Here is a 7,891-nt window from a genome sequence, read left to right as displayed (position 1 = left end):
GGACAGCTGAGGGTTGGTCATAGTTTCCTCCTTTAGTTCGCAGCCGAAACTGCAACGAGAGAAATAGATTCGGCAAGAATGCAAGTGCTGTTCGCATCGATCACCGGAGGGCGACCGTCGTTCCGCCCGAGAAGGCCGAATCGTGCAGCTCGATCCCGGCAGGCACGGTCCCGACGGGGACGTCGAACACGACGGTCGTGTCCAGCGCGTTGCCCGGGTTGATCTGTTCGTAGCCGATGCCCTCGTCGAGGTAGGCAGTCGCGAGGCTGTCGACCGAGTACTGCTTGCCGTCGGCGTCGAGCAACTTCTGCGAGGACGCGTCCAAGCTCTGTGCTCGGTCGCCGATGCTGCGCACCGCCATCGTCACCTGAACGAACTCGCCCTGTGCGGTCTGCGTCAGATTCTCCGAGCCGACCGTCGCTACGTGAGGAGCGATCGCGGTGACAACGACCTCGAACTTGCCGTCGCGCAGCGGGACACCGATTCCCGGACTACTCGGCTCAGCCGGTGACGTAGGAACATGCCTTCGTGCAACACTGCCCTACCGGCCACCTTCGGATGGATCCATTGTCGACGCGTAAATGCCCCATTCCACGGCCTGTTCCAGGCGCACGTACGCTTCCGCGCCAAGTGCCGCCACATTGGTCGCTGACGTCGGTGGCGAGATGGGTACGATTGCAACCTGTCCCTCGATCCCTGCAACAAGCAGGCTCCGTTTATCCGACGAGAAAGAGACGAATCGGACCTGATTGGGCATGACCTGTGCGAAATAGATCGGCTCGAGGTTGGTAGTTGAAAACACGCGAACTCGGCCGTCAGACATGCCGTAAGCGACCAGGGACCCGTCCGAGCTTGTCGCAGCGTGTGGTACTGCATAACTGTCCGTCGCATCGAAGATAAGCCGTTTAACTCCCGTTGCGCCCGAGCTGTCGATACGGGTGCCGCAGCCAAAGCTACCTGTGCCATCGCCGATCGGAAACAACATCGGTCCGTCGGAGCCACCGACAAATTTTCGGATCGGCGCGCCGCAGCCCGCGCCTGAGGTCAACATTCCACGCGGCGTCAAGTCACGATCACTTCGAAAGACCCCGCCGAACGATCCGCCCCACAACACTGTGTCGTTCAATGCGCGCACGCCATATGCAAGTTGCTCTTGCTGCGCAGGCTGTGAAACAACAGCCCCGCTGCCGAGGTCGACGCGCGTTTCGTTGACGTCAGGTTCTCGACAAGTTAAATACGCATCTAAGCTGTTGGGAGCAATCGACATCTCTATCGGATTGCAACCGGGAACAGGAATATTCCGTGTAGATGTTGTTCCTAGATCTATGACGTGAAGGAATGGTCGCTCCGCGGCGAAAGCGATGACCAGTCCGTTTTTCGTGGCTTCCATAGCTGTCGGAGTGGAGCCTTCCTTCGTACCTGGCGCAATTACTATCGATGCTCCCGATTCCACGTCGGTTCTGGAGACGACACCTTCCCAGTCAATTGTGTACAGAAACCCATCGACCTTGGTTCCAAGTCTCACACCGCCTAGCTCGGCAAGCGGCCGACCGTCGAAGACCCGCCAAACCCCGGTGCCATCCGACCCTCCCACAGCGAGATTCTGGGTATCCTCCCACCGCACGACCCTGGTTTCCCCTACCCCTCCCCGCAGCTCGATCGACCGGGCGTTGTCGACTGAAATCACCTCTGCTCCGTCGGCTGTCGAGACAGCGACCCAATGGGAGTCCGGACTCCAGGCGAGCGAGGTTACTGCCGACGAGGCGGAAAGCCGTGTCGTGCCACCGAGAAACGCATCGATGACAATTCCAGCACCGTCAATGGTTGCGGACCTCGTACCGTCCGGGGAGTCCGCGGAGGTGGGGCCGGATTGCGTTATCGGCATAGCGTCCCATCGCCATGGAGTGCGCACGGAGAGGAATGAAAACAGTTGGTGGTACTGCTGGAACGAGTCAGCATCCTCGGTGAGTGATCGCTCGATTCCCGCGTAGATGTTCCAGTCACCGTACGTCTTTCGGTCCGCGAATTCAGTTGCGTCGGCAATCGACGTGGCTACCTTCGCGTTCACAGCCTCAGTGACATTAATACTCACCCAAGTTCCACCCACCAGGATCGGCACCACCAATGTGAGTGCGAGACCCACGATCCAGCGCTGGGTAGCGGCCCTCGCAGATGCCGAGATGAAAGCCTTGGCCGACTGAGAAAAATGCTCTGGCGAGCCCTTGAGCGCTCTGCGCATTACCTTCAGCATTCTTCCGCGAACAAGGAACGCCTTCTTCTTGCCAGCAGTCCTCCAGATAGCAGCAGAGGCGGCTGCTTGAAGCGCGGTCGCACGCGCTGCCGGCAACTCACGATAGCGTCGCAGTACTAGTGCTACAAGCTCATCGAGACGGTGTAGTTCAGGAGTAATTCGCGCGATTGGAACACGGGCGAGCTCGGCGAGGCCGAGCTCGATTTGGCAGGCCTCCGATGAAAGCCAGCTCTCGGACTCCAGAGCGAGAACCATCATCGACTCGTCGATGGCGCGCTGAATCTCCGCCATCCACGGGACGGACGGTGGGATGTTTTTCTCGTCGATCCAAATGTCCCAGCCGAGTTCGGCGAGGCGGTCGACGAACTTCCGGGCGAAGTCGCCATCTTCACGCGCGTAGGAGATAAAAAAGTCGATCATTTCTCACCATCTTGGTACGTCTCGCAGTCGCGCAACCGAAAGGCGGAACGAACCGTATCTCCAAGCTGTTCGATGTCACCACGGTGGTAACACATCCAAGCCCGGTCGGCAATGTGTTCGACCACCGTCCGAGATGCCCAACACCCAGAACACGAGGGTCGATTCCACATCGTCCCCGAGTCGGTCGTCGCGGAAATACTTGCGGAGTCAGGAGACCACGAAATGGCAACCACGCTCGCGTGATCAGGCAAAATCCACGACCCGACCGGGGCCATGAATCCGTCCTCGTCGACATCGACCTCGATAACATGTCCACCGACGAAACCGATGGCGAAGGTATCTCCATTCGAGTTCATCGCCACAGTTGTAGGGCGACTGTCTGCTTCTATCAGCGCACCTGTCGCGAAAAAGTCAACGTCGGCAATCGCCGGAGGGCGTGTGAAGTCGGGCCCGAACGACAATCCAGCAGAATCGAATGCAAAAGATGTGCCATCGGCGCGGTCGATCCTGATGAAGCCATCTACTAACGAGAGTGAAGTCAATCGACCGTTCGAGGACACCGTCTGCACAGGTTCTGGAATGGACGCGGCGACAGCGGTTGGCCGAAGGCTCGACAGCGACTCCATCATCATCCCCGCCCCACCGAGGCACAGCACTCGGCCACCTTCTTCGTCGACCGCGAACTCGTTCATGGCGACGATGCCGCCGCAGACCGGACCGAGTACTATCCCTAGCCCAGGGTGCGCAGCCCACGAACCACGTGTCCGATCCGAGATCAGCACCAGCCCATCGTCCGTCGTGCGCATCGACTTGACTACACCGGGAATAAGGAGGCCGCTCGGGAAGACACCTCCGTCCGCCGACGTCCAAATCGTCCCATCTACGGCAAGAGAGAATTTCGTTCCATCACTCGACAGTGCACCCACGTCAATCTGATCCGGTGCCCGACCACTTTCTACGATAGAACCGTCGTCGTGGACGAGTTCCAGATTTCCGCCCCGCTCGGCCAAAGCGGTTGCGTGCCCGCCCTCTGTCTGGACGATATCGATCACAGAGTCCCACTCACCCAGGTGTTTAAGACCCGGGGATTCGGACGCGATTCTGTCGACGACGTACAGGCCGTTGCCCGACTGAACCAGCGCTCGGTCATCAGCTGGTGCCAGGCGCAACATTCCAACGCCTTCCGGTCCCGGGAGTGCTCGAACACCTTCGGCATCAACGACGGAAATATCGACACCGTCGGTGATCACTGCAAGACCACCCGCTGCACTGATATCACCGCCTGTAACCCTCTGCAAATTCGCCGAATTCTTCGAGCGAGTCTCCTCTGACGTGTTCCAGTTCCAGATCGCACCGTCGTAATCGACTGCGGAGATAGATCCGTCGGCAAGAAATCGTGCGGCTGAAACAACTGCGACATCCAAGGGGAGATATCCCAATGCCCAATTCTCGGAGAGCGCGTTGATCGCGATGCGAAATCGTCCGTCAGATCCCGGATATTCACCGGAGTCTACGAGAGACGCCCCCGCCTTGATCGCTGCGAGGTCTGGCCGGCTGGTAGCCGCCGAGTCGCCGATCGCGAAGGCGACAGCGTTCGTACTTCTCTTGATAGCTTGTTGGACGGATAGGACAGTCGAGATGACCGCTACTGCTGTCACACCCGCGAGCACCGCTCGGTAGGTGAGTCGCCACCGCCGTCGGCGGGTCACTCGTGCTGCGTGCCGACGAGACGCCGCCAGGAACGCCACCGGCGTTGTAGCCCCGTCGATCAACTCATGGTCCAGCCTCGCGCGGAACCATGCCAACCACATTGCGAGCAGCGGCACCAAGCAACTCGGAACTTTGCGGTTGCCCACGCGCAGCAATTCGGAAAATGCCCTGAATCTGTGTTGAAAGTTAGCTGCGAGTTGATGAGCTTGATGCGGCGGAAGCATCGGATCGGCACCGTCGGCACTGAGCGACGCAGCATGAATGCGGCGTCTTGCCTCGCTGAGGCTTTCGATCAATAGGTCGGGATCACGGTCCGCGATTTCCCACCGCTCGGCCAGAGCACGTGTGTCCCGTGCGTTTCTGAATCTGCTGGCATCGGTGTTAATTCCAGTGAACAGGTGGGCAAGAAATGCTGGATCATTCGGTTGATAGAAAACCCAGTTCAGTTCACGTAAAAAGATCGGAATCTCGCTGTCGAGTATGTCGCTGACCTTGACAGGAACAAGCCTCTCCGATCGAAGCGCCTCGACTCTATGCAGCCACGTCGGGTCGGCGAGCGCGCCGGCGGACAGGAGAACTACAACTGCTAAAACCTGGTTCTCACCGGTTGGGACGGGTACGGACGCATCTACCCCCAATCTGTACAGCCCACGAATTATGTCATCCGACGCGTCCGCAGTGCTGGCTGAATCGACGATGTGCACACGCGGTGCCACATGGTTTTCCTGTTCCATTCCCCACCTTGTTACGAATCGCCGATACCATCGGATGTAATTGCAGAAGCATGTTCTAAGAGAGACGCACCATGGTTCCACAACCAACCAACAGGTTCTGTCAGTCGATCGAATGAACCGCACCCAGCTTCATGCCGCTTCGTCCGCCATCAGGGTTGAGCGAGACCGCAACCAGCGCGCGCTCGTCAGCGTGCGCAACCATCTGGTTGACTACTTGAGCGTGTTGGGCACCTTCAAATTCTGACGTCAGGGTATTTTCGAGGGACACGCTCCCCCGCTCCTACTGGCAACATTTCGGTTTACACCTTCGCGGCGTTCCTCGCGTGGTTGTCCGGAAAACTCAATTGAGATCCCGCCGTTGATCGCCATCGAGGTCGCCATTGCGCTCACGATGTTTCTGAAACGGCGCGGCGTCGGTGATGGGCCTACACACGGCTGGCGCTACAGTTCCGCAATCGGCGACTGACACTTCTTAGGAGCACACCGGACCCGGGGGGCTGTGTGGGTAGTTCAAGCAGAACAGCGACGGGCAAGCCGGAGGCCAACGTCGGACTCTGCGGCTACGGTTAGTATCCATCTTGTATCGAAGCATCTGAACCCACAGGAGTTGTCAATGTCATTGCTGGCCGCAAAGACGCGCCGTAAGTGTTTCGTCTCTTACCACCATGACGATGAGGATGAAGTCCAAGACTTCATTCAGAAGTTTGACCACGAGCAGGATGTACTTATCGCACGCGGGATCGGCGCAAGCATGGCCGGCGACATTATCAACAGCGATAACGACGACTACATCAAATTGAAGATCCGCGAGAAGTATCTTCGCGATACGACAGTGACAATCGTGCTGGTTGGAAAGAAGACATGGGGACGCAAGTTCGTTGACTGGGAAATCGCCGCTTCACTACGAAACACCGCGAGTGCGAGCGCCAGCGGACTGCTCGCGATCACACTTCCGTCGGCAGTGGCCTACTACGACAAACAACTCCCAGCAAGAGTTGCTGACAACGTCGACGGCGAAAACGGATATGCTCGCTGGTGGAGGTACCCGTCAAGTACCGACACTCTCGGAGACTTGATCGAGATAGCGTACGACGCGCGTAAATCGAAAGCGGACTTGAGAGACAACACCCGATCTTTGCGCTCCTCAAACGCATGAGCGCGGGGCTAACCGACGGCGACCTACCCGGAGTGTGGCGGGAGGCCGACAGATCATCCCTCAAGGGGCAACGGCTGACATTGAGGCTCGTCCGAGCGAAGGTCTGTGGCGGCGTCTTCGCCGCGGTCGGCGGAGCGTTGACGTGGAAACTTGGGCACGTAGACCTAGCAGCGGTGATGATCCTGCTCGGATTCGCTGCAGCCCTTGTCTCAGAAACCACCTCGTGGATCTGCAACCCGGAGCGAAAGTGGTACGACGGCCGAGCGGTTGCGGAGTCAGTAAAGACACTGGCATGGCGTTATGCAGTTGGGGCAGATCCATTTCCGGCAGGCATGCCGCCAGAAGACGCGGAGGAGGAAATGCGAAGGCGAATTTCTCGGATTACCCAGGAAATTAACGACGTCGTAGTCTTCGAGACTTCTGACGTCGTCATCACACCGCAAATGGATGGGCTCCGAGGTGCTCCATTCACCGAACAACGAGACGCATATGTCGACGGCCGCACCATCGAGCAGAAGAGGTGGTACGCAAAGAAGGCTCGGTACAACATGCGCCAGGCCCAGGGATGGCGGCTAGCCCTCACAGCGGCAGAGATCCTCGCAGTCATGCTCGCAATCGGCAAGCTCTTCGGTGGTTGGCAAATCGATGCCGCTGGCTTGTTTGCTGCAATCATCGGTGCCGGCGCGGCCTGGGTAGCAGTCAAGCAGTTCGCCCCACTCGCATCCGCCTACTCGGTCGCAACGAACGAGCTCGGTATCCAAGCTGGCCGCCTCAGATCCGTCGAGGCCGATCGATGGCCGGTGGTTGCCGCAGACGCAGAAGAGGCGATCAGTCGCGAACACACCACTTGGCTCGCATCGCGAACAGGCCGACCCGCGCACCGGCCAGATGAGCCAGGCCAGATCTAGTGGTGCCCACTCAGAGACTCGACGACACCCGTGCCGATCTCGTTCCGAGCCAATGCATTCATGCTTTGTCTGTCTGATTGGTCGGCGACTGAAATGGGCGGTCATGTCGGGCGTGTTTCGATCCCTGGACTGACCAGTCCTATCCATGATCGTTATTGCTTGTGCCGATTCCGCGCACGTGTAACGGTCAAGGGAAACACGTGCAATGCACCCAACAATGTATCTTGCAGTGCAATCTACGCACCACACTAAAGGGCCTACCCCGACATCGGTTGGAGTGCGGATCTTCTCCGCAGTGACAATGTCGCTGGAACTGCGCGAGGTAGTCGATCATGCGCGCCCATACTTCATGTTGGGCACGTAAGACACCGTGCCACAAACCAAGTGGAAGTGTAGTTGAAGGCGGAACACACACCCAGTCGTCCTCGCTGAACGTCGGGGTCGTCGCGACGCAGGCAGCGCCCGACTCCCCCTACTCCCCCCGCGCGCGCCTGCGGTCCTCCGGGGTGAAAGCCGATACCGAACACGCATCGACACCGGCCGATCGCTTCCGATGCTGGTAGTCCGCCACCGAATCGAAGGCCGCCGTCACGCCCACCGACGTCGAGACGTACGTCATCGACTTGCCGCCCTGAAAGCCCAGATCGGTGCCCACCTCGACGGCGTCGATGTTCGATCCCAGGAACACGAAGTCCCAGCTGCACTCGGCTTC

General features: G+C 58.9%; 6 protein-coding genes and 1 pseudogene. 2 read left to right on the top strand and 5 right to left on the bottom strand.

Annotated features, from left to right (window positions below; translation table 11 throughout):
• Positions 1 to 100: 100 nt before the first annotated feature.
• The 4 genes from AB0366_RS26885 to AB0366_RS26870 form a co-directional block, all read right to left on the bottom strand.
• Positions 101 to 472, bottom strand: coding sequence for a DUF4352 domain-containing protein (locus AB0366_RS26885; RefSeq protein ID WP_366246604.1), 372 nt, complete (start codon positions 470 to 472; stop codon positions 101 to 103).
• Positions 473 to 541: 69 nt separating this feature from the next.
• A complete protein-coding gene (locus tag AB0366_RS26880) occupies positions 542 to 2,671 on the bottom strand; it encodes a TIR domain-containing protein (RefSeq protein WP_366246603.1) in 2,130 nt (709 codons plus the stop codon).
• Positions 2,668 to 5,115, bottom strand: coding sequence for a hypothetical protein (locus AB0366_RS26875; protein WP_366246602.1), 2,448 nt, complete (start codon positions 5,113 to 5,115; stop codon positions 2,668 to 2,670). Before AB0366_RS26875 ends, AB0366_RS26880 begins: the two co-directional genes overlap by 4 nt.
• A 100-nt stretch (positions 5,116 to 5,215) precedes the next feature.
• Positions 5,216 to 5,383: a hypothetical protein gene (locus tag AB0366_RS26870; RefSeq protein ID WP_366246601.1), complete on the bottom strand. Its 168-nt coding sequence runs from the start codon at positions 5,381 to 5,383 to the stop codon at positions 5,216 to 5,218.
• Positions 5,384 to 5,728: 345 nt separating this feature from the next.
• Between AB0366_RS26870 and AB0366_RS26865 the strand changes: the two genes are divergently transcribed.
• The gene (locus tag AB0366_RS26865; RefSeq protein ID WP_366246600.1) at positions 5,729 to 6,271 is read left to right on the top strand and encodes a TIR domain-containing protein; all 543 of its coding nucleotides are present in this window, start codon (positions 5,729 to 5,731) and stop codon (positions 6,269 to 6,271) included.
• On the top strand, positions 6,268 to 7,179 hold the full coding sequence (locus tag AB0366_RS26860; RefSeq protein WP_366246599.1) for a DUF4231 domain-containing protein: 912 nt from the start codon (positions 6,268 to 6,270) through the stop codon (positions 7,177 to 7,179). The genes AB0366_RS26865 and AB0366_RS26860 overlap by 4 nt, the downstream gene beginning before the upstream one ends.
• Positions 7,180 to 7,651: 472 nt before the next feature.
• On the opposite strand, the pseudogene AB0366_RS26855 reads toward AB0366_RS26860, so the two are convergent.
• Positions 7,652 to 7,891: pseudogene (locus AB0366_RS26855) on the bottom strand (VWA domain-containing protein); the annotation flags it as partial.

Origin of the sequence: Rhodococcus sp. NPDC076796 (genome assembly GCF_040702765.1) — a bacterium.
Classification (GTDB): domain Bacteria; phylum Actinomycetota; class Actinomycetes; order Mycobacteriales; family Mycobacteriaceae; genus Rhodococcoides.
This window is presented reverse-complemented; position numbering and strand designations above follow the sequence as displayed.